Annotated in this window: 19 protein-coding genes; 7 read left to right on the forward strand and 12 right to left on the reverse strand. The window is 46.0% G+C overall.

All coding sequences use genetic code 11. The annotated features are described in order from the left end of the window. Nucleotides 1-24: 24 nt before the first annotated feature. The 4 genes from recG to P2W83_RS12550 all read right to left on the reverse strand — a co-directional run bounded on the left by recG (nucleotide 25) and on the right by P2W83_RS12550 (nucleotide 3,791). Complete coding sequence (gene recG, locus P2W83_RS12535) at nucleotides 25-2,151, reverse strand: ATP-dependent DNA helicase RecG (RefSeq protein ID WP_338090255.1); 2,127 nt, start codon at nucleotides 2,149-2,151, stop codon at nucleotides 25-27. A gap of 12 nt (nucleotides 2,152-2,163) precedes the next feature. Continuing rightward, nucleotides 2,164-2,562 carry an ExbD/TolR family protein gene (locus P2W83_RS12540; RefSeq protein ID WP_276134086.1) on the reverse strand — a complete coding sequence of 133 codons (399 nt, stop codon included), beginning with the start codon at nucleotides 2,560-2,562 and terminating at the stop codon, nucleotides 2,164-2,166. A 3-nt stretch (nucleotides 2,563-2,565) separates the two neighbouring features. Further along, nucleotides 2,566-3,255: a MotA/TolQ/ExbB proton channel family protein gene (locus tag P2W83_RS12545; RefSeq protein WP_276134087.1), complete on the reverse strand. Its 690-nt coding sequence runs from the start codon at nucleotides 3,253-3,255 to the stop codon at nucleotides 2,566-2,568. A gap of 107 nt (nucleotides 3,256-3,362) precedes the next feature. Next, a complete protein-coding gene (locus P2W83_RS12550) occupies nucleotides 3,363-3,791 on the reverse strand; it encodes an FKBP-type peptidyl-prolyl cis-trans isomerase (RefSeq protein ID WP_276134088.1) in 429 nt (142 codons plus the stop codon). A 95-nt stretch (nucleotides 3,792-3,886) separates the two neighbouring features. Between P2W83_RS12550 and P2W83_RS12555 the strand changes: the two genes are divergently transcribed. Beyond that, nucleotides 3,887-5,110: an exo-beta-N-acetylmuramidase NamZ family protein gene (locus P2W83_RS12555; RefSeq protein WP_276134089.1), complete on the forward strand. Its 1,224-nt coding sequence runs from the start codon at nucleotides 3,887-3,889 to the stop codon at nucleotides 5,108-5,110. A 17-nt stretch (nucleotides 5,111-5,127) separates the two neighbouring features. Further along, nucleotides 5,128-8,958, forward strand: a complete 3,831-nt coding sequence (locus P2W83_RS12560; protein WP_276134090.1) for a trifunctional MMPL family transporter/lysophospholipid acyltransferase/class I SAM-dependent methyltransferase — start codon at nucleotides 5,128-5,130, stop codon at nucleotides 8,956-8,958. On the opposite strand, the gene P2W83_RS12565 is transcribed toward P2W83_RS12560, so the two are convergent. From P2W83_RS12565 to P2W83_RS12580, 4 genes are read right to left on the reverse strand one after another with little or no spacing between them, the layout of a single operon-like run. Continuing rightward, nucleotides 8,955-10,244 carry an ABC transporter permease gene (locus P2W83_RS12565; protein ID WP_276134091.1) on the reverse strand — a complete coding sequence of 430 codons (1,290 nt, stop codon included), beginning with the start codon at nucleotides 10,242-10,244 and terminating at the stop codon, nucleotides 8,955-8,957. The two genes, P2W83_RS12560 and P2W83_RS12565, sit on opposite strands and share 4 nt — an antisense overlap. Before the next feature lies 1 nt (nucleotide 10,245). After that, nucleotides 10,246-10,992 (reverse strand): ABC transporter ATP-binding protein, encoded by a 747-nt coding sequence (locus tag P2W83_RS12570; RefSeq protein ID WP_276134092.1) that lies wholly within the window; start codon nucleotides 10,990-10,992, stop codon nucleotides 10,246-10,248. Nucleotides 10,993-11,001: 9 nt separating this feature from the next. Continuing rightward, a complete protein-coding gene (locus P2W83_RS12575; RefSeq protein ID WP_276134093.1) occupies nucleotides 11,002-12,030 on the reverse strand; it encodes a tryptophan 2,3-dioxygenase in 1,029 nt (342 codons plus the stop codon). Between the two features lie 47 nt (nucleotides 12,031-12,077). Next, nucleotides 12,078-12,827, reverse strand: coding sequence for a class I SAM-dependent methyltransferase (locus P2W83_RS12580; protein WP_276134094.1), 750 nt, complete (start codon nucleotides 12,825-12,827; stop codon nucleotides 12,078-12,080). 14 nt (nucleotides 12,828-12,841) lie between these two features. Here P2W83_RS12580 and P2W83_RS12585 point away from each other — a divergent pair, with 14 nt between their 5' ends. Next, a complete protein-coding gene (locus P2W83_RS12585) occupies nucleotides 12,842-13,351 on the forward strand; it encodes a DMP19 family protein (protein WP_276134095.1) in 510 nt (169 codons plus the stop codon). A gap of 2 nt (nucleotides 13,352-13,353) precedes the next feature. On the opposite strand, the gene P2W83_RS12590 is transcribed toward P2W83_RS12585, so the two are convergent. Further along, nucleotides 13,354-14,712 (reverse strand): T9SS type A sorting domain-containing protein, encoded by a 1,359-nt coding sequence (locus tag P2W83_RS12590; protein ID WP_276134096.1) that lies wholly within the window; start codon nucleotides 14,710-14,712, stop codon nucleotides 13,354-13,356. Nucleotides 14,713-14,848: 136 nt separating this feature from the next. Beyond that, nucleotides 14,849-15,514: a YiaD family glycine zipper/OmpA-like lipoprotein gene (locus P2W83_RS12595; RefSeq protein ID WP_276134097.1), complete on the reverse strand. Its 666-nt coding sequence runs from the start codon at nucleotides 15,512-15,514 to the stop codon at nucleotides 14,849-14,851. Nucleotides 15,515-15,658: 144 nt separating this feature from the next. Here P2W83_RS12595 and P2W83_RS12600 point away from each other — a divergent pair, with 144 nt between their 5' ends. The 4 genes from P2W83_RS12600 to P2W83_RS12615 are packed head-to-tail and all read left to right on the forward strand — an operon-like array spanning nucleotide 15,659 to nucleotide 18,787. After that, nucleotides 15,659-16,513, forward strand: a complete 855-nt coding sequence (locus P2W83_RS12600; protein WP_276134098.1) for a polysaccharide deacetylase family protein — start codon at nucleotides 15,659-15,661, stop codon at nucleotides 16,511-16,513. Then, complete coding sequence (locus tag P2W83_RS12605; RefSeq protein ID WP_276134099.1) at nucleotides 16,503-16,730, forward strand: acyl carrier protein; 228 nt, start codon at nucleotides 16,503-16,505, stop codon at nucleotides 16,728-16,730. Before P2W83_RS12600 ends, P2W83_RS12605 begins: the two co-directional genes overlap by 11 nt. 3 nt (nucleotides 16,731-16,733) lie before the next feature. Continuing rightward, nucleotides 16,734-17,738: a 3-oxoacyl-ACP synthase III family protein gene (locus tag P2W83_RS12610; protein WP_276134100.1), complete on the forward strand. Its 1,005-nt coding sequence runs from the start codon at nucleotides 16,734-16,736 to the stop codon at nucleotides 17,736-17,738. A gap of 29 nt (nucleotides 17,739-17,767) precedes the next feature. Further along, a complete protein-coding gene (locus P2W83_RS12615; RefSeq protein ID WP_276134101.1) occupies nucleotides 17,768-18,787 on the forward strand; it encodes a hypothetical protein in 1,020 nt (339 codons plus the stop codon). A 1-nt stretch (nucleotide 18,788) separates the two neighbouring features. On the opposite strand, the gene P2W83_RS12620 is transcribed toward P2W83_RS12615, so the two are convergent. Together P2W83_RS12620 and P2W83_RS12625 are read right to left on the reverse strand one after the other, a co-directional pair. Beyond that, nucleotides 18,789-19,610, reverse strand: coding sequence for an OmpA family protein (locus P2W83_RS12620; protein ID WP_276134102.1), 822 nt, complete (start codon nucleotides 19,608-19,610; stop codon nucleotides 18,789-18,791). 20 nt (nucleotides 19,611-19,630) lie between these two features. Beyond that, nucleotides 19,631-20,464, reverse strand: coding sequence for an OmpA family protein (locus tag P2W83_RS12625; protein WP_276134103.1), 834 nt, complete (start codon nucleotides 20,462-20,464; stop codon nucleotides 19,631-19,633). Nucleotides 20,465-20,477 lie beyond the last annotated feature (13 nt).

Below are 20,477 nucleotides of genomic sequence, written 5' to 3' on the forward strand. Positions count from 1 at the left end.
AGATAAAAAAAATCGATGGGCTGATCAGCTTATTTTGCTCCAGTGGGATTGCTGAGCTTGTTGCAGGAGTATATTGCGAATTGCTGCATATTTTGGTGAGGTAAGCGTAGGGTCCTCAGAAACAACGAATTGTGCAGCTTGCCGGGTTTGTTCTAATATGGCAGAATCTTGCACTATGTCGGCAAGTTTGAATTTCAAGGTTCCGCTTTGGCGGGTGCCGTACAGGTCGCCGGGCCCACGCATGGCTAGGTCCTCCTCGGCAATGACGAACCCATTGCTGGTCGACGTCATGATCTTCATCCGCTGGGCGCTTTCGTTTGAAACTTTGTTGCCGGTAAGCAGTATGCAATACGATTGTTCACCGCCGCGACCAACGCGCCCGCGTAACTGATGCAGTTGAGAAAGTCCAAAACGCTCAGCACTCTCAATGAGCATAACTGTGGCGTTAGGCACATTGACACCGACTTCAATCACAGTTGTAGCCACCAGTATCCGTGCGTCTCCGCTTACGAACCGCTCCATGTTGCGCTGGCGTAGCGCCGCTTCCTGCTTACCATGCACCATCGATATCTTGTATTTGTCCTCGGGGAAAAACACTTTTACCTGCTCATAGCCTGCCAGCAAACTTTCGTAGTCTACTTTTTCTGACTCTTCGATAAGTGGATAGACGATATATGCCTGGCGGTCCTTATTTATCTCAGTTCGGATAAAATCCATCACAAAAGCACGGCGCATTTCATTGCGGTGTACAGTTTTTATCTCCTGTCTTCCGGGTGGGAGTTCATCAATCACGGACACGTCAAGATCGCCATATAGCGTCATGGCCAGCGTCCGAGGAATCGGCGTTGCCGTCATAACCAACACGTGCGGAGCCCGTTCATTTTTCTTCCAAAGCCGCGCACGTTGACCTACGCCAAAGCGATGTTGCTCATCTATTACTGCTAACCCTAGATTGGCAAATTGTACGCTTTCTTCGATCAGTGCATGTGTACCGATCACTATAGGAATGCTACCATCTGCCAGTCCCTTTAGAATATCCTTGCGGTCTTTCCCTTTGACTGTCCCCGTCAAAATTGCTACGGGCACTCCCATGTTTTCAAGCAGGCCTTTTACCCCTTGGTAGTGTTGCTGGGCCAATATCTCGGTTGGGGCCATAAGACAGGCCTGGAAACCATTATCCATTGCCAGCAGCATAGACATGACAGCGACAATGGTCTTACCACTACCCACATCACCTTGTACCAGGCGATTCATCTGCTTACCGGTAGCAGTATCATGTCGTATCTCTTTGAGAACACGCTTTTGCGCACCTGTTAATTGAAAGGGTAGGTGCTCTTTATAAAAGCCGTTGAAGTGGTCGCCTACTTTCTCAAACTTGTAGCCTGGTTGTATGGTATGCTGTAACCGCAACTGAGCGATCTGCAATTGAGAAGCAAATAGCTCCTCCCACTTCAACCTGTATCGCGCAGCCTGCATGTGTTCTTCGCTGTCCGGGAAATGTATCCACCGGATAGCTTGATAGCGGCTACATAAACGATAGTGACTTAGAATATCAACAGGCAGTATCTCCGGTATATCGCCCGGACGCACTTTTTCAAACAGGCTTTGAGTGATCTTTGCGAATGAACGATTGCTGATACCTTTTGCCTTCAGCTTTTCTGTCGTAGGATAGACAGGTTGCATTTGGGCAACGGCTGTTTCTGAACTTAGCAGCTCGATCTCTGGGTGCGCTATGTTGGGAACGCCATTGAAAAAGGAAACCTTTCCGAACACAATATAACGTTCATGGTCGCGGAGCGATTTTTTCATCCACTGTGCTCCCTGGAACCATATCAGTTCAATCTTTCCTGTGTCGTCATACAACGTAGCCGTCAATCGGTGTTTACGGCCTGTTCCTTCTTCGTAGATATTGATAAGTGTGCCCACCAGCTGCACGTATTCTGTGTTCTGGTTGATAGAAGCAACCTTATCAAGTTTGCTACGGTCGAAATATCGGTAGGGGTAGTGATGCAGCAGATCTTCGAACGTGGCTATCTCCAGCTCCTTCCGGAGCATTTCACCTTTTTGGGGGCCGACACCTTTTAGGTATTCAACGGGGGAGCTTAATATGGAGGCGAGGTTGCTGATCGTTGTGTGCTTTCCAACAAAAATAAGCGTTACAGGCTATTCTTTATCTACGGCCAGCACTGTCTTAAGGTTAAGTGCTTTTGCAGCTTTCATTACAGCCACTATACTTTCGGCGCTTGCTTGTTTATCGGCATTGATCACGACTGTGGGTTCGGCATCTTGTGAACGGGCAACTATACCATTGATTGCGCTCTGTAATGAGTCTTGCGAGGTAGAATGTGTACCGACAAAGAACCGCTGCTGCGGATCAATGGACACGACTACGGTCTGTTTTGCTTTGGTATCGCTTTCTGCCTTAGGAATAGACAGTTTAACAACATTGGGATTGGCCAAAGTGGAAATAATCAGGAAAAACAGCAGGAGAACGAACAGGATGTCGTTTAGTGCTGACGCATGGGTCTCTGGCTTATCGCGCAAATGCTTTCTTAAGTTCATTGCCTAGTGCGCTGGTTCTTGTAATATATCAAGGAATTCCACCGAAGCAGTTTCCATCTTATTTACATTCTTATTGATCTGTGCGTTTAGGTAGTTGTGCGCTATATAGGCCAACAAACCAATGATCAGACCAACGGCAGATGTTACCATCTTAGTGTAGATACCACCGGCAATGCTTTCCAATGAGAAGCCTTTGTGCTGTATATCGAAGAACAGGATGATCATTCCTGCGATCGTACCAAGGAAGCCAAACATGGGGGCAATCCCGGCAATCGTAGAAAGAACTGATAGATTCTTCTCCATATGGTATACTTCCAGTTTACCAGCGTTTTCCATCGATTTCTCGATATGGTCGATCGGTTTGCCCACGCGGCTAATACCTTTATCTATCATTCTGGCTACGGGTCCTTGAGTGCCACGAGCAAGCGTTCGGGCGCCTTGGAGGTCGCCTTTAGTTACCTTTTCGCGTATGCGTGGCATAAACCCGCCATCGATCTCACCAGCTTTCCTGATCACAGAAAGGCGCTCAACAAATACATACACCAAAATGATGGAACACAGTAGGAGTGGTATCATCATTATCCCGCCTTCTTTCAGCAGGTAGATCAGTGATATCTCGTCCTGCGGAGTAGCAATGGCATTAGCTGTTGCTGCCGCGGTATCTATTTGTAGTAGTAAAGAGAATAACGACATAATGGATCGGTAGTCGGACAAATATAATAATTCAGGTTTTCGGTGTTTGTTAAATAAAACAGCCGGAGTTTTAACAACTCCGGCTGTAATTATTGTAAGGAAGTTTATTATGCTATCGATACCAGTTCGATCTCGAATACCAGGTCCTGGCCAGCCAGCGGGTGGTTAGCATCCAGTATTACTACTTCGTCTTTTACTTCAGCGATGACAACAGGGAAGATATGACCCTGGTTGTCGCTCATTTGCAATTCCATGCCAGCTTCTGGAGCCATGTCAGCAGGGAATTCGCTTTTAGGATACTCCATCATCATATCGTCGTTGCGGTGACCGTATGCCTGGTCTACAGGTATATTAACGGTTTTCTTTTCGCCGATCGCCATGTTCACCAAAGCATCGTCAAAACCTTTGATAACCTGACCACTTCCAACTTTGAATTCCAGTGGATCACGGCCATCTGAACTGTCGAAAGTTGAACCATCAGTTAATTTACCATGGTAATGAACACGAACTGTATCACCGCTTTTAACTTGTTGCATTATTATTGTTTTAATAAGATGTTATAATTGAGCCAAAGGTAGCCATAATAATGGAAACGCAGTTTTATCTTTACCGGAAATTTAACCTCGCCCTCATGACTCGTTGGTTTTTATACAGTTTTACGATATTACTATTTTTTGGCAGCATCACTACCGGGTGCGCCCAACCTAAAAACAAGCAGGAAGCGACTTCGGCGCCCGCAGCGGTGGTTACAGGTGCGGAACGCATGAACGAATACCTGCCCCTGCTGAAGGGGAAGAAGGTAGGATTGATTATCAACCAAACCTCTATTGTTGGTGATAGCTCGTTGCTGGATACGCTAGTTTCTCTTGACGTGAATGTGAAGAAGGTCTTTGTACCTGAACATGGTTTTCGCGGACTGGCTGCTGCCGGGGAGAAGATAGAGAATGAAAAGGACAAGAAAACCGGTCTGCCTATCATATCCTTATACGGTAACAACAAAAAACCTACAAAACATCAATTGAAAGGTATTGATGTGTTGATATACGATCTGCAGGACGTGGGTGTACGTTTCTATACTTACATATCCACGCTGCAGTATGCTATGGAGGCGTGCGCCGAAAACGATATTCAACTGATAGTGCTTGACAGGCCGAACCCTAATGGCTTTTATATCGATGGTCCGGTTCTGGATACTTCTTTACGGTCGTTTGTTGGCATGCAGCCTGTTCCTATTGTCTATGGTATGACGGCAGGTGAATATGCAAAAATGCTTGTAGGGGAGCGCTGGTTTGAGGGGGCAGAGAAATTGGACATGAATGTGATCGCCTGCGCCAACTACGATCACAAAACCAAATATGAACTTCCGGTTCCTCCGTCGCCCAATTTAAGGAACATGACGGCGATTTATTGCTATCCAACCCTCTGCCTGTTCGAAGGAACGGTAGTAAGCGTGGGACGAGGTTCTGACAAACCTTTCCAGCAATGGGGACACCCCAAATTCAAAGGCAAGTCAGGTTTCTGGTTTAAACCAGTACCGGTATGGGGACAAAAAATAGACCCTCCTTATGCTTACCAGGAAGTATATGGGCAGGCCCTGGCCTTAAATCCCGATGAAGCATTAAGGCTGCTGCGCTATAGTGTGAGGACCACATGGCTGGCTCGTGCCTACGACTGGTATCCCGAAAAAGATAAGTTCTTCAATAACTTTTTTGAGAAGCTGGCAGGTACGTACGAACTGCGAAAGCAAATAGAGAACAAAATTCCGGAGGCTGAGATACAGGCTTCATGGAAACCAGGCATTAATGCATTTAAACAGATAAGGAAGAAATACCTGCTTTACACCGATTTTGAGTAAGCGGTACCAGCGATAGCATGCAGTTTTTATTCGTTACCCTTTACAGTTTTTTCAGCCGCAACAAGCTATTGTTGTGGCTGGCGTTTTTTTTGTCGTTGGGTTTGTGGTCGTTTCTGGCATCACGAATCAGGCTGAAAGAAGACATCACAGACATGCTGCCTGATAGCAAGGCTATCAAGGCTATGAACAATGTCATCAGCAACACGCAGGCTGGTGAACAAGTGATATTTCTTGCATCATTTACAGACAGTACCCAAACCGATCCCGATAGCCTGATTGGAGCTGTGAACGGTTATGTAGAAGGCCTGTCCTCGGTTGGAGGCTCAATGATCGACACCGTTTCATTGCAGCCGGGTGGAGGATTGGAAGAGACTTTGGCCGACGTCTTGCGAAATAACCTGCCGCTGTTCCTGGATGAAAGTGACTATAGAAAACTGGACAGCCTAACGCAACCCGACCGGATCACTCAAACATTAGCCGCCAATAAAAGGATACTCACTTCGCCTGCCAGCGTAGTTTATAAAACTATGGTAGCGCAGGATCCTATTGGTATGTCTGGTTTGGTTTGGGCTAAACTAAAAACACTGCAGTTTGATCCAGGCTATGAAACCTATGAAGGCTACCTCTTTTCCGGCGAGCAAAGGCAATTAACTTTTTTCCTGAAACCGAAATATAAGGCCTCTGAAACTGGTAAGAATACAAAGCTATTTGAAGCAATAGATAAGTATACTAACGATTGGAAACGACAGCATGCAGGTATTGATATAAGTTACTTTGGCGGGCCAGCTGTAGCAGCGGGCAATGCCACCCAGATGCGTACAGACACTATTGTTACACTGTCGGTTACCATCGTTCTGTTATTAGCACTCACGTATTACTTTTTCAGGCGTAAGCGAAGTCCCTTACTTCTGATGGTGCCGGTTGTTTATGGTGCGGTGGCAGGTGTGGGTGTTGTCAGTCTAGTGCAAGGTGAAATATCGGTGATCGCTATTGGAGCGGGGGCAATCATACTGGGTATTGCTATCGACTTTTCTATCCACTTCCTTGCGCATCTCCGTCACGAACGAAATATCAAGGATACTGTTAAGGAGCTATCGCAGCCATTGACCATTGGCAGTTTTACCACTATTGCCGCCTTCCTGTCGCTTAGGCTGGTGCATACGCCTATACTCCAGGATCTCGGCTTATTCGCTGCTGCCAGTCTTGCAGGGGCAGCTTTGTGCACATTGATATTCTTGCCTCATTTTCCTCTAGGCGTCGAAACTTCAAAGGATACTGTAACTGTTTTTGATCGTGTCGCTACGTGGAGACCTGAGAAGAACAAATGGCTGATACTATTCATCGTATTGTTCACACCGGTCATGTTTTACTTTGGCAAAGACGTCCGGTTCGACAGCGACCTGATGAACCTGAACTACCTGTCACCCGAACTAAAAAAGGCTCAGGAAAAGGTAAGCGCAGCCAATGCTTATGCGTTAAGCTCGGTGTTTGTTGTAGCAAATGGGCAATCGCAGGAAGATGCTTTGCAAAAGCTGGAGACGATAAATGAGCGCTTAACGGATATTAGGGCAAAAGGATGGGTGAGGAGTACCTCCAATCCGACTGTGTTCCTGCCATCAGTTGCCGAGCAAAAGCACAGGATCGCTCGTTGGCAGTCGTTCTGGACGACCGAAAAGCAGGAAACAGTTATGGAGGCTGTGAATCAGTCCGCTCAACAACAAGGGTTCACGACAACAGCATTCGCTTCTTTCCCCGAGACGCTTAATAAACAATACACTGCTCTTGATGAGGCAACAGTCAGCCAGCTTAAGGCTTTATATCCCGGTGGTTTTTCTTTAGGCGATGGTAAGCATTATGCAATTGCTGCTCTTAAAGTGGCGCAGGAGCATCGGAAACAGGTGTTTGATGCATTGTCAGGTATAGATGGTGTTACGATCACAGACAGGCAACAAGGTGCGTTGCAGTTGGTAGATATCTTAAACAAAGACTTTACCAGTATAGCTTTGTACTCTTCTTTGATCGTGTTCTTTGCATTGCTCATCGGGTATGGGAGGTTTGAACTGGCGATCATTGCCTTTTTACCGATGGCTATATCCTGGGTATGGATATTAGGCTTAATGTCGTTACTCGGCCTGAAGTTCAATATCGTCAATATCATTATCTCCTCCCTCGTCTTTGGCCTCGGTGATGACTATACCATTTTCACGATGGATGGATTGATAGAGCGGTACAAGTATGGCAAGCAGAAACTCACGTCTGTCCGTTCTGCTGTTTATGTTTCGGCGGTTACTGTCGTTATTGGTCTCGGTGTGTTGCTGCTGGCAAAGCATCCCGCGTTGCGCTCTATTGCGTTCATTTCTGTTGTTGGACTGGTCTGTGTGCTGTTTATTTCACAGACGCTACAACCATTCCTGTTCAACTGGTTTATCCAGAACAGGGCAGACAAGAAGCTCCTTCCGTTCACACTGTGGAGTTTTACTAAATCAGTTTTTGCCTTTGCATATTTCTTTTCAGGGTCGCTAATACTGACGATATTGGGAGTGATATTGACAAGGCTGTGGCCCTTCAATAAGGAGAAGAATAAGTACTTATTTCACGTCTGGGTGAGCCGTTATACCTGGAGTATGATGTACATTATGGCTAACGTGCGCAAAAGGGTTTACAATCTTTCAAACGAGGATTTTCAGAAACCTGCAGTCTATATAGCCAATCATAGTTCGTTTCTAGATATACTCATTACCACAATGCTTCACCCTAAATTGGTGTTGATGACCAACCGCTGGGTGTGGCGCTCTCCGGTGTTTGGTGCGGTAGTTCGTATGGCAGAATATTACCCGGTGGCCGACGGCGCGGAAGAAAGTATCGAACCTTTGAGGGACCTCGTCAAGAGGGGTTATTCCATCGTCGTATTCCCCGAAGGCACTCGTTCGTACGATGATTCAATAAAACGTTTCCATAAAGGTGCATTCTATATCGCAGAACAGCTAAAGTTGGACATCGTTCCGTTGGTGTTGCACGGTGTTGGTCATACCATGCAGAAAGGCGATTTTTTATTGAAAGACGGCACTTGCTCAGTTTATATACATCCCCGCATCAATCCCGAAGATGAAACATTCGGGAAAACTTATAGTGAGCGTGCTAAATTGGTAGGACGTTGGATGCGCACAGCATATGGTCAGGCGAAAGCAAGCAACGAAACGCCGACGTACTTTAAAGAGCAACTGCAACGCTCCTACACCTATAAAGGTCCTACGCTCGAATGGTATTGCCGTGTGAAGACAGGACTGGAGGGGTATTACGAGCAGTTTCACGCACTCCTGCCACGCGAGGGCAAGTTTTACGACCTTGGTTGTGGGTATGGCTTTATGACTTATATGCTGCACTGGGCTGCACCCGGGCGGTCATTTACCGGGATTGATTATGATGACGAGAAGATCGAGACGGCCCAAAGCAATTTTCTACGGGATGAGGCGATTGAGTTTAGGCAAGGAGATCTTACAAAGGTTGAATTGGAGAGTTGCGATGGTATCATCATCAGCGATGTGCTTCATTATTTATTACCCGATCAGCAAGAAACATTGCTGGAGAAATGTTATGCAGCATTGAATACAGGAGGCAAGTTGATCATTCGCGATGGAGTTTCCGAACTCAAAGACCGTATCAAAGGTACAAAGGCAACAGAGGTGTTTTCAACACGTATCTTCAAATTCAATAAAACGCAGAATGAATTGCATTTTATCAGCCGTGCATTCATTGAATCGTTTGCGCAACGGCATAGCATGAGCATTGAAGTGTTGGACAACACAAAGCTCACGGCTAACCTGATATTTGTAATGACAAAGGCCTAGAAAGAATACCTGCGTGAACGATTCAGGTAGACGCTGATCAGCCACATTGTAGTTCCGAAAGCAAACAGAACAACGATGTGCGGTACAACGTCTGTAATGCTGCCATTTCGAAGTATTACCTGGTGTACCGCATCTAGCCCCCAATGAAGTGGGGAAATTAGAGCGACAGTTTTTAGTGCTTGTGGCAGCAACTCAATTGGAACCCAGATACCACCAATAGCGGAAAGCAATACTATGCCTATTGATCCAAACGGCAATGCCTGGTTGATGGTCTTGAATGCTGCGCCTATGAAATATCCGAATGATGTTGCAGCAAAAGCTATAAGAACAGCGACAGGAACCAGCACAAGGGGATGTTCTCCCAGATATAACGAAGGAAGTCCTACGTAAGGCAACAGCCAGACGCCAATGGCCAACATACAGGCGAATTGTGCTGTACACACAATGGTGTAGAACAGTATTTTGCCCAGTGCCACCCCGCGATAAGCATTGGGTATTAACTCAAGCCGCAGTGCGCTGCCTTCCTCGCGCTCACGTATGGTATGACTGGCCACAGGCAGCAGGATGAAAAACATACCGAAGATCGCCCAGGCCGGTACGTTGTGCTGCACAGAGTTAATAAGATACTTCGGGCCTTTTTCTTCGGATAAAGGTTCTTCCTTGATGCCAATACCCTGGAATGCGTTCTTGAAATCAGTTCCCGCGATGGCTGTACTAGTATCGCCGCCAAGTTTTGATAGGCGATCTACGAGTATTTTGCTGCACGAGTAAGTGATGTACTTATCGAGCGCATTGCTGATGGAGACACGGAAAGCGGGTTTGGCGACGGGGTCAAAATACATACGAACGTAGGCGTCACGGCTTTCGCGTGTTGGCAGTTTGCCTAATCCAATTTTCTCAGATACCGTGTTCGCCAACATGTTTGCAGAATTTGCAACTTCTGCCGTTGCACCCCGGGGTATGACGATACCAATACTGTATTTGCCTTTTTGAAGGAGTTGCTTGAGTTGTTGTTCAGTTAGCGGCTGGCCATCTATTGCATCAACCACCTGGAAATTCTTACTCTCTTTAAGCCCTGCTTTGATCTCCTTTGCCAGGCTGCCACCATCATCATCAGCCAGCAATAGTTCAAACCGCATTTCCTGGTAGTCGCGGAAAGGGGCGTCCTGAACCAGGGCCATTACCACTATCAGCATTGCCGGCATCAGGAATAGCAAAGCGAAGCCACCTACGTCGCGGCGAAGCAGCGTCCATTCCTTAATGATCGTGGCTACAATTTTCTTCATGCTAATCTCTTACCGAATGTCCGGTGTAATGCAGGAAGACATCTTCCAGTCTTTTACAATTGGGTGTTTGTTCTATTAACGCTTTAGGTGCGCCGCTGGTAACATACTTGCCTTCGTCAATTATCACCACTTCATCGCATATCTTTTCTGCTTCTTCCATCAGGTGCGATGTGTACAGGATGGTATGTCCTTGCTGGTTGTACTCCTGCAAAAAGTCCAGAATTAGTGCTCTGGATTGTACGTCAACGCCTGCTGTCGGTTCGTCCAATATCAGCAGTTCAGGTTGGTGAAGTAGCGAAGCGATGATATTTGCGCGGCGCTTCATGCCGCCACTATACCGATTGATCCTCTTGTCTGCATGCTTATCCAGCCCCAGGCGCTCCAGGAGTTTATCACCGCGATCAGAAATAGAACGCTCATCTAATCCATAAAGCCGGCCAATGTACCGGAAATTTTCCCATGCAGTTAGATTCGAGAAGAGCGCGATCTGTTGTGGCGCCACTCCAATTATTTTCCTGATGTCGAGTATATCCTTGACGCAATCCCTGCCCAGGACTCTAGCGCTGCCTTGGTCAGGCAGTACCAATCCACAGAGAATATTGATGGTAGTGGTCTTGCCGGCACCGTTTGGTCCCAGCAAGCCCATTACCTGACCGCGTTGTACTGTCAATGACAATCCATCGAGCGAGGGGGCCCATGCGCCTTTGTAGTGTTTCCTGAGATTCTCTATCTCGATGGCAAATGACATCAGATCCTTTTAGTTATAGCTCAGACCATGTACCAGTTTCTCCGGCAGCTTAGGTACCAGGTTGCGCGAAACAAGGAAAGAGGTGAGTTCTGCCAGTTCTTTAAAAATGTAATGGCTGTCGGCTGCGCCACGCAAGTATTCTGCACCGGTGCTACCACCCGTACCAACACGTTTACCAATGGTGCGTTGTACCATGTGTATATGCCTATGGCGCCACATAGACAGCAATTCATCTATTTCGAGCAGGCTGCTTACCAGTTCATAAGGCAAGTGCAATAGCGGATAATCCCTATATAACATGATGAACAATGCGCTTCGGTTGGCGTCTGCGCTCAACTTCCGTTCAGCAGGATAGTTGGCATCGTTCATGAACAGCTTATCGAAGGTTTCCAGGTTTTTCAGCTCCATCTCACTCAGGCTGCCTGCATAGGCTTCGCGGTATTGCTTCCAGAACTCGTGACCGCTAGTCTCCAGCCAGTAACTGTCTTTGGCAAATGGCATACGTTCCAGCCACCTGTTGATCAGTACAAGAAGCGATTCTTTAGACTCTGCTTCTTTCACGCGCTCAATATCCTTCTGGTTCAGTTGCGAGAGGTAATAATTCTGGCCGTGCCTTTGTTGGTATTCCAGTCCCAATGTAGCCTCGATCATCTTAAACTGGATGCTCTGAAAGCCCGATGCCGGCCTAAGCAGGTCGCGGAAGTCCAGGAAGTCGAGCGGGGTCATAGTTTCCATGACACTCATTTGCATTACTGCCACATCCAGTATCCGGCACACGCGCTGTATGCGGTGTACGCTGTTATATATATCGGGTGAGCTGTTTGGGATGTGTTCTTGCTTGAAAATATCCCTGATGATATTCAGCTCGTGTAATATCTGTTTGAACCAGAGTTCGTACGTCTGGTGTATAACGATGAACATCATTTCATCGTTGGCCTTAATTCCCTCTTTTTCGCTTTCGGGTTGCTGCGCGTTCAATATTTTATCCAGCTGCAGGTATTCGCTGTAATAAACAGGCGCCCTTTCCTTTTTATTCATGGGCGAAAATTAGTCAATCTTCACGAAGTGTGAAATGATTGTGGTTATCACTTATTTATAATGCCTGCCCTGACAAATAGTGGAAATCGCAGTTCTTTCACTTCGCCAGACTTCCACAGTACCTCCAGTTGCTCCCGGATGATCTCAACTGGATCGTTTCCATTTTTTTCGATATAATGCTGTACGCTCGACCAGGAATGGAGAAATCCCATGAATTGATCTAATGTCCAGTGTAGCTTTATGGCCAATTCTGGTGTCGGTATTTCTTTGAAAGGGAAGGGGATGGTTTTGTATTGTGCATCCACCCATTTGCGTTCAGGATCCCAATATCCGCCTAAAATGTTATAGGTAAAATTGTCTAATATTTCATCTATTGCACTCTCAGAGCGGAACGGTGCATATGCCCATACTACAATGCTGGCTTGGGGTTTTGCTACTCTTTTCACTTCACCATAAAACTTGTCGAAATCAAACCAATGAAGTGCCGTGCCTACAGTCACAAGGTCCATGCTATTGTTTTCCAGTCCTGAGTCTTCAGCCCGGGCTGCTCTATATTCTATGTTGTCCTTTTGGGAAGCATAGCTGAGTTGTTTTTCACTGAGATCGGTGGCGATAACATGCCTGAACTTCTCTGCCAGGCGTATTGCAGCCTGTCCATTACCGGTACCACAATCCCATGCAGTATCAAAGTTTTGCGTAATGCTGAAGATGAAATCGTACAGTTCATCCGGATACGTAGGCCGGTATGCAGCATAGGTTGCTGATTGTTTTGAGAACAGGTCTTTTACTTCTTTCATACTTTTACAAAAGTATGGATAGTAAGTTTCTACCCGAGATCAACAAGACAGAATTAGAAAAAGCGCAAGCAGCCAGTGATTTTCAGGCGATATTCGACATCTTCGTTCAGCCCTTGCACGAGGAGATGTACAAGCGCCGGGATTTTACTTTTATGGACGAATTGTCTGAAGGACAACAACTGTTGCTGTCGTACGACTATGTGCGTATGCAGGTGTTACAAGGCGGTTTTATCCAGTTCATACAAAATGGCTATGTCGGCCTGCTGTTGAATATGCCGGAATGGTTGCATCAGTTGGGCGCTGCCGAGGTTTCCAAAGTGATCGATGACGTGTTGAAAGTGTACGTTTTAAATCGTGAATTACTGGACAAAAGCACTACTGTTGAAGAATTCGCCATGCTTTACCAGGAACTCAAAGAATTCGAACAACTGGATGATAGTTTTCAGCATTTGGATGCCGACACAGTTAAGCTACTCGCAGAGTACGCTCTGCAGCATCCGGATCTTTTTGCAGTTATTAAATAGTGCTACTTGTATACTGTAAAGCGCGTGACATAGGCTTTGTCATCCCCTGTCAGGCGCAATGTATACATGCCATTGGCCAGGCCAGGAGGTAACGTAATATCAAGTGTACCTGCACGATCAATAGTTGTCATGAACGAGCGCTGACCCACTGAATTGATAATTTCAATTGTTGCAGTCTCGTTCAAAGAAGGAATCTGGAGCGTGAACTGTCCTGTGTTCGGATTTGGATAAAGTGTCAGGTCATTTGATTCACCAACATTTTGCACATTCAGCACTTCGTTCATCTGTATGGTATCACTGTAGTTGATACCTCCGCAAGCACTGTCTCGCTGTACCTGTGCGTAAAACCAATCCATAGGGAAAATATCGCTGAACATGATGCCTTTGTAGGTGGTGTTAATGGCTCCGGGAATAGGCGCGCCGTTTTTGAACCACTGGATGGTAGGTGATCCGCCACCGTTGCTTATGTGGGCAGTGAATGTCATTTCAGTAAAGCCAGATTGTATCTCGCCATCTGCAGTTACCGTCGTTGTTGCAAATACACTGGGTTTAAATGTGACCAATGTACTGGCCACGGGTGACATACAGCCGTCAAAAACTGTTCGCACAGTATAAACACCGGCGTTGGTAACATTCGGTAAATGAAGCGGTGTAGGTGCAGTATAGAACGGACTGAACGTTGGTGTGTTCCAATAATAATTATCAACTGAAGGCGTGTTGTTCATTACATACATGTGAAGAGTATCGCCGCGGCATATCGATGCATCGGCCAGCAGGATAGGTGCTGGCAGGTCGATTACTTGAACTGAATAATATGAGGTGTCTGATTTACAGCCGTTAGCTATTGACGTCGCAACTGCTTTGTACGTGCCGTTATGGCTACTGGACAGGTTTATTATAGTTTGCGAAGACATCAGAACTCCGCTTGGATTATATAGAGCGAATGTGGTTCCGGTAGGACCACTAATACCGAGTGCTAAATTGCCACCTTTGCAAGGAGGGTTATTGGCAGTTAATACAGGCGTTGCAGGGGTAATATTCGCGACTACATTCACTGTGTCTTTATAAATGCACGATCCGGCAGTAGCGGTCACAATATAAGCGCCGGTATTATTCACTGCTACAGAAGGAACAATAGGATTTTGCCCCGTGGAAAAGAAACCTGCTGGACCAGTCCAGGAGTAGCTGGCACCAGATATAGTATTTGCTGAAAGGTTAAGCGATCTACCAGTGCATACATTTCCGGGTGTGTAAGACGCGATCAGTAGTTGTGTACATGGTTGTGCCACGGCTGTTGAGGTGCAAAGACCAGCTACTAACACCAGGAAATGTTGTTTCAGGTTGTTCCAGTTATTCAGCATCAGGTAAAGTTTTGGTTCAATAATGGGAAAGGTGAATGTTATAAAACTACTCTTTTTCTATTGTCATGTCAATATCATAGCATATAAAACAAAAGGCCCTCGATTACGAGAGCCTTTGTCTTGAAGTAATTTGTTCTTAGTTCTTAGCTTGCGATGCCGCGTCCTGTTTCATTTTCTCATTCGCGAATATTTGGAACTCAACGCGACGGTTCTCAGCGCGACCAGCTTCTGTATCATTCGAAGCTAAAGGCTGCGATTCTCCGTAGCCTCGCGTCGTAATGCGGCTGTTACGAATGCCGCGGTTGAGCAGATAGCCCGAAACAGATTGCGCACGACGTTCAGACAGACCCTGGTTGTACTCAGTGGTACCGCGGCTATCAGTGTGACCGGCAATTTCGAGGTTTGTATCAGGATATTTGTTCAAAATTGTAACCAGTTTGTTGAGAGACGTAGTTGCATTGCCGGTCAGCGTGGAGCTGGCTGTTGTGAACAATACAGCTTCATCGAAACGTACTACGATACCTTCACCTACGCGTTCTACTTCTGCGCCGGGTACATCTTTTTTGATCTCCTCTGCCTGTTTATCCATTTTGCGCCCAATGATTGCACCTGTAGCACCGCCGACTGCAGCCCCAATAATAGCGCCCGCAGCAGTGTTGCCTGCAACACGGCCTACAACGCCGCCTACAACTGCGCCACCTGCGCCACCGATCACGGCTCCTTTTTGCGTTTTATTCATCGATGAGCAACTGCCTAACGTTCCTGCGGCCAGAATAACGGCTATACATGTCCTTAGTTTCATAACTGTTCTTTTTAAAAGAGAATCTCATAAAAAACTATGCCTCATCAGTCAGGTAGCACTCCTAGAGCCTGATATTCAAGCTTATCGTATTTTGTTATAAGCCGCTTCCGGGCTATCTTGTAGTGCATTCCAATCCTCTGGTAAATGACGAAGTTGATGTTAGTGTGGGATTATGATACGCCCATAGCGCGCATAACAGCCACTAAACCATATAATTACGTTTTCGAGGCCTGTCTCGAAGAGGAGGCTAATGTCAACTTGATCTTGCAGTCGGCCAGGGAATTGGGAGCTAAGTACACATTTGCTGTTGTGGGCTTTGGGGCCGAAAAGTCTGTCGCTCCATTTGATGTGAGGCATGTGGTGCAAAAGATCGCGGCCGAAGGACATGAAGTAGCCTCACACTCCTGGAAGCATGAATGGCTTCCATTTCTTACACCATACCAACTGGAGAAGACTGTAGAGAGAAGTAAATTCATTCTGGAGGATTGCATAGGCGACAACTACCAGGTGAAAGGCTTTGTGTTGCCGCATGACCGGCCTATGAGCTGGTATTCAAAGCTGGCGTTTAGTGCAGGCGATCGCGCGGTGTACCCGGTGTTTCCCGGCGCAAGTATTGGTGGTGTGGCGGGTTACCTGCAAAAACATAATTATCGCTGGGTGCGTGTCAACTACCGTCCTTTGTGGCAGAAGCTGGCAGACTGGAATGGAGAGAGTCAGAAATTGCGGTTCAATAGACAGTTCTACAGTTCAGGAGGTTTTCATTTCGTTCCTGAACATGCCATGGAATTTGGACAAAATACCCTTGATGCAGTCCAGTGGGCAGTGAAACACAATAAACCATTGGTGATCGCAGGACATCCCGGAGCGTTTAGCTTCAGAAAAGAGAATCTTGATAATTTTAAACGTTTTGTTGACGTTGTGGGAAATCACGTAAACAAGAAGGAAATAGAATTGACTACAATTTCAGACTATCTAAATTTGCAGGAGCATGGAAGATAAATTTTTAAGCCTTTTTCGAGAGCAGTTCATGGAGACAGATATCGCTGCTATTAACCACAACACCGAGTTTCGCACAATTGGTGAGTGGAGTTCCCTGCTGGCATTATGTGTAATCGCGATGGTAGATGAGAATTATGGCGTTAAGCTGTCTGATGTGGACATGAAATCGTGCACCAGGGTAGCTGATATTTACAGTATTGTTTCTTCCAGGTCATAAGTTATGGCATATATATCCGGGATATCGTATTATACACCGCAGCAGATACTCACCAATGATACATTGAAAGAAATGTATCCGAATGGTGATATCGATAAAGCGGAACAGATAACCGGTATTAAAAAACGCCATATTGCCGCAAAGGATGAATCGACATCTGATTTGGCAATACGTGCAGCTGAAAAGTTGTTCACCGAATACGGTATAGACAAGTCTGCTATCGACTTTGTTATTGTTTGCACGCAAACGCCCGATTATTACCTCCCATCTACTTCCTGTATCGTACAGAATGCTTTGGGCCTTTCAACTACTACTGGTGCGCTCGACATTAATATGGGATGTTCCGGTTATGTCTATAGTCTTGGTATGGCCAAGGGAATGGTAGATTCCGGTATTGCGAAAAACGTGCTGTTGCTTACTGCCGATATTTTCTCCCGGTTCATTCATCCTAACGATAAGGCCAACCAGGTCATTTTTGGCGATGCCGCCAGCGCAACACTTGTAACAACAGCGTCAGGTGCATTCAAGCTAAATGGGTTCGTATTTGGTACAGATGGCAGCGGTGCAGAGAATTTGATAGTTAAAGAAGGAGCCGGCAAACATTTCAATAAAACTTACACCGAAAGTTTCGACGAGTATGGTAATGTATTGTGCGATTCATACCTCTATATGAATGGCAACAACGTATTCACATTTACCATACAATCAGTTCCCGTATTGATAAAGCAAGTGCTTGAGAAAAACAATCTTGAGCTGGACAATGTTGACCATTTCATCTTTCACCAGGCAAATAATTTCATCCTCGAATACCTGCGCAAAAAGATCAAAATACCTGCCGAAAAATTCATCCGCAATATCGAGCAGCTCGGTAACACAACTTCCAGTACGATCCCCTTGGCTTTTAAAGATGCCATGGATCAGCAACGGTTCAAAGCTGGTGAGCAAATACTATTGGCTGGCTATGGCGTTGGTTTTTCATGGGCCGGCGCAACCGTAACGGCCAGCTAACTATGCGCAATACAGCCAAAATAATATCCATGCTCGAAGCCCGAGGTTTCAGCTTTTCTTTTCTAACGGAAATAGATACTCAAGCGCACAAGGATTTCGTAGCAAGAAATTGGCCTAATGCGGTTACGCGGAGCAACTACGAATACAATAAATGGAAGTATGGTCAACGTTCCGACGGCAGCATCAATCTTTTATTATGCAAAAAAGGGAATGAAGTTGTTGGTCAAATAGGGTATATCCCTGCTAGGCTAATCGTCGACGGAAAAGAACATGACTGTGTTTGGGGGTGCAACTTTAAAGTGGAAGATGCTTATAGGGAATTGGGTATTGGTGCAGCACTGGAGATCTACGCTTCAAACACTTTTCCGATAATACTGGGCAATACGCCCTCTATCGATTCCATCAAATACAAACGTTCTCTCGGTTACAAAATGCTGGAAGGGCCACGCGTCATGATGTTCCCTGTCAAAGCAGATCATCTATTGCAGCTAAAGGGAAGCAGGCTGCCCGAAGCGGTGTTGCAGGTTGCAACTGCTGTAGCTAACCCGGTTTTGAGAAGGTACAACGAGCTAAGGTTGCGGGCAAATACGGGCGAATGGTTGCAAGCAAATGAACATAGTATTTCACAAAGGATCGTTCGCAGAGAAAATGAAACTTTATTACCCCATATAAAGCATGATGAAGCATTCCTGCAATGGCGGCTCAATGTGCCTGCAGGTCTCCGGGAGAAAGCAAAGATGTACACGTCGCCTGACGATGATCGCAGTTACGCAATTACTAGTATTGCCGGAAAAGTTTTGAACATCTACGATTACTGTTTTTCCGACAAGACAGTGTTAAAATCATTTTTGAAACAAGTGTCGTGCACTGACGGAATTAGTACAATCCGCATACAAGCCAACAGTAATGAGGAAGAAGTTTTGTTGCGTGAATCAGGTTTTATTCCCTTTCGTAGCAAAGCAGTAATAACTGCATACTCCAGAGATGGCTTATTCGATAAGATTGATAAGATGTATGTGACCGGTTATGACGGTGATATTGATCTTTAGATCACTTGTCAAGTATGCGGATCTCCACGCGACGGTTCATCATTTGGTCTTCAGCTGGGTCCCTGAGTGGCCGGGTGCGTGCGAAGCCATGGTATTCCAGCCTTGTTATTGCGATGCCGTTTTTTACAAGGTAATCGCGCACTGCTTTAGCTCGTTGTGTAGAAAGCTCGAATTCGCCGGTTTCAAAATCAATACCGTCACGCGGGCGGTCGCAACAAATGTGGCCTTCTATACGTATTCGCACTGTAGGATGTTGCTGTAGCGCAGCCAATAACTGTTCCAGAACAGGGATAGATTGTTTTAACCAATAGTGAGAACCGCCTTCGAAATAAACATTTTCAAGTCGTAGTGTTTCATTCTTTTTTACCTTGCTGAGATCAATGGTTTTCGCCGGTGTTTTCTTCGGAGTATCAGGTGAGTGTTGAAATCCTCCGGGAACAATGTCGACACGTCTGTCTTTGCGATAACCTGCATTTCCATTAGGCACATCTCTTTTTACTTCGCCTTTGCCAATCACCATTTCAATATCTTGATCGCTCATACCCAAGCTAATAAGGTATGATTTGATATTGTTTGCGCGGGCCTCAGATAATTCAACGTTTGCTTCTTCAGAACCTACGTAGTCGGCGTAACCGATAATCCGCAGCTTTGTACCGAATTGCAAAATATCGTAATAGACCAACGAGTCTATTTTCAATTGTTCTGATTTCTTAATAGCGGATATGCCGAGATCAAAGTACGCGCTGATGGTGTCTTGCCTGGCTTGAGCAAACAAGTAGGAGGGCAGTATAAGCAGGCAAAGGCAAAAAGCTGTTTTTACCATAAGGAGGTATGTTTCTGATGTCACTTGCTTAATACCCGGATCTCAACACGACGATTCAGCATTTCATCTTCGTCTGTGCGTTCCGGCTCGCGTAGCGGCCTGGTACGTGCAAATCCCTGATATTCCAGTCTTGTTACATCGATTCCGTTTTCGACAAGGTAGTCGCGGACCGCTTTGGCCCGCATTGTCGATAAATTGAATTTTCCAGTCTCAATATCCAAACCGTCAGGTTGGTCGCTTTCACAACAGATATGCCCCTCTATACGTATGCGAACTGTTGGATGTTGTTTTAGCGCAGCTAGTAAAGTGTTTAGTGCAGGCTCAGACTTTTTTGACCATTGGTGGCTGCCGCCTACGAAGTAAATATTCTCCAGTCTGAGTGTCTCATTAGTTTTTACCTTGGTCAGATCGATTGTTTTACCTGAAGCTGGTAAAGCCTTGGCTGGAGCTGCCTTAAAACCGCCGGGAATAATATCAACCCGCCTGTCTTCACGATATCCTGCCGTGCCATTCTCCACTTCTCTTTTTACCTCGCCTTTACCGATGACCATCTCGATATCGCTCTCGTGAAATCCCATGCCCAGCAGGTATGTTTTGATATTGCCGGCACGCGTTTCAGATAGGCCGACGTTTGTTTCTTCAGAACCTAAGTAGTCAGCATAGCCAATAATACCCAGCTTCTTTCCGGGCTGCAACACATCGTAATAGACCAGTGAGTCTATCTTCAATTGTTCTGTTTGCTTAATAGCGGAGACGCCGAGGTCAAAGTACACGTGTATAGTGTCTTGCTTTGCCTGGGCAAACAAGCGTAAGGGCAGTATAAGTAAGCCAAGGTAAAAAGCGGTTTTTACCATAAGCAGGGTGTTT

Source organism: Polluticoccus soli (assembly GCF_029269745.1).
Classification (GTDB): domain Bacteria; phylum Bacteroidota; class Bacteroidia; order Chitinophagales; family Chitinophagaceae; genus Polluticoccus; species Polluticoccus soli.